The organism is Methanocrinis sp. (assembly GCF_049974945.1).
In the GTDB taxonomy this organism is placed as follows: Archaea; Halobacteriota; Methanosarcinia; order Methanotrichales; family Methanotrichaceae; genus Methanocrinis.
The window spans coordinates 1-1,684 of record NZ_JBNGCU010000188.1 but is presented as its reverse complement, the minus strand read 5'-3'; the positions used below and the strand labels follow the sequence as shown (position 1 = coordinate 1,684).

The 1,684-nt window shown below is 64.0% G+C and carries 2 protein-coding genes; both read left to right on the top strand.

All coding sequences use genetic code 11. From position 1 onward, the window contains the following. The coding region (larC, locus tag ACP5EL_RS10425; RefSeq protein WP_428402444.1) for a nickel pincer cofactor biosynthesis protein LarC at positions 1-1,202 on the top strand (1,202 nt) is incomplete at its 5' end. Positions 1,203-1,343: 141 nt separating this feature from the next. Beyond that, on the top strand, positions 1,344-1,684 hold a 341-nt coding region (locus ACP5EL_RS10420), incomplete at its 3' end, for an aminotransferase class III-fold pyridoxal phosphate-dependent enzyme (protein WP_428402443.1).

The following is a 1,684-nucleotide window of genomic DNA, read 5'->3' as shown; positions in this document are numbered from 1 at the left end:
ACCCCTCCTCGGGCGCCTCCGGCGACATGATCATGGCCTGCCTTCTGGACCTGGGAGCAGACCCCAATGCGGTCAGGGCAGCTGTAGAGTCCGTCGGCTGCGGCCTGGAGATCTCTCGGGACGAGAAGCATCACATCGGGGCCGCGCGGGTGAGGGTCCTGGCGGGAGGCAAGAGGTACAAGACCCTGGCGGAGGCGAGGTCGATCCTCGCGGGCTCGAGCCTTCCGCCCTCTGCCCTCGACCGGGCCCAGAGGATCATGGAGATTCTGGCCGCGGCCGAGGGTAGAGTCCACGGAGTCGCTCGGGAGGAGGCGCGGTTTCACGAGATCGGGGTCCTGGACGCCCTGGCCGACATCGTCGGAAGCTGTGCGGGGCTAGAGAGCCTGGGGGTCGAGAAGGTCTTAGTCCTTCCCATATCCGTCGGATCGGGGACGGTCATCGCAGCCCACGGCCGCCTCCCGGTCCCGGCCCCCGCGACCCTGGAGGTCCTGAAGGAGTCGGGCCTCCTCTGGAGGGGTGGGCCGGTGGAGGGGGAGCTCTTGACCCCCACGGGAGCGGCGATCCTGGCAGGGTTCGCGGACAAGGCCGCCCGCGAGTACCCCCTCCTCCGGGCCGACGCCGCGGGATACGGTTCCGGCACCAGGGATCTCGAGGTCCCGAACCTGCTGCGGGGCGTCGTGGGCGAGCTTTTGGAACGGCCTGGCCATCCGGCCGACCATCATCATCACGACCGGGTGGTCCAGCTGGAGACGAACGTCGACGACGTGACCGGCGAGGTTCTAGGAAACTTACTCGACCTCCTGATGGAAGAGGGTGCCCTGGACGTCTCCATCGTCCCCGCCCTGATGAAGAAGGGGAGGCCCGCGAACGTGGTGAAGGTGATCGCGAGGAAAGAGGAGATGGACCGGCTCGCCCGGATAGTGATGAGGGAGACGGGAAGCCTCGGGATCAGGATATTTCCGTCACTTCACCGGTACGTCGCCAAAAGGGAGGAGAGGACGATCGGCTTCGAGATAGACGGTCGGACCTTCTCGGTCAGGGCGAAGTTGAGCTATCTCGGGGACGAGATCCTCCAGATCAAGGCCGAGCACGACGACTGCAGGAGGATCGCAACGGAGGTCGGCCTCCCTCTGAGGGAGGTCTCGAGGAGGGCGGAGGAGCGGGCCTGGAGGGAGATCAGCAGACCTCTTTCGAGAAGATGATCACATGCCGCCCAACCATCGATCTCTCCCGGCCGGCCGCACTTCTTCGGCTGAAGGACGGCTCAAAAGTTATTACGACTATTTCATCTAATCGCAAGGTTCTTTAATCTTCAACTGGTCAATCCATCCGGTGCATGTTTCATGAGTTCAGATGCCTCTAGCAAGCTCTTCGAGGTCGCAAAGAGGCTGATGCCGGGGGGCGTCAGCAGCCCGGTCCGGGCCATATCCCCATACCCCTTCTACGTCTCGCGGGCCGAGGGTCCATACCTCTGGGACGCGGACGGCAATAAGCTGATCGACTACTGTCTCGCCTACGGCCCCATGATCCTGGGACATCGGCATCCTCTGGTCATGAAAAGGGTGGTCGAGCAGCTGGAGCGGGGCTGGCTCTACGGCACCCCCTCTATGCTCGAGGTGAGGCTCGCCGAGAGGATCGTGGGGCTTTATCCCAGCATCGACATGCTCAGGTTCGTCAACACCGG